Consider the following 232-nt stretch of genomic DNA (forward strand, 5'->3'; position numbering starts at 1 on the left):
CGCGCCCCAACCGCGCCGAGGTGCGCCGTTCTGGCCGCTCCCTGCGCCATCTGGAACTCCAGATCGACAGCCTGCGCCAGCTGGCGCTGCTTCTGTCGGATGGGGCCGCGGAGCTGTCGCAACATCTGACCCAAGTCTTCGACACGGCCGACCGCCCCGCTGCAAACCCTGCGGATGACCCGAGCTTTGCCGAGGTCAGTGATCCGCAGCGCCGCTTCCTGCCGGCGGCACT

General features: G+C 69.4%; 1 protein-coding gene. It reads left to right on the forward strand.

Annotated features, from left to right (window positions below; translation table 11 throughout):
- The coding region (locus tag R0J92_RS27105; protein WP_411053961.1) for an imelysin family protein at nucleotides 1-232 on the forward strand (232 nt) is incomplete at both ends.

The sequence above is a fragment of the Tritonibacter sp. SIMBA_163 genome, from assembly GCF_046535935.1.
Taxonomy (GTDB): Bacteria; Pseudomonadota; Alphaproteobacteria; order Rhodobacterales; family Rhodobacteraceae; genus Epibacterium; species Epibacterium scottomollicae.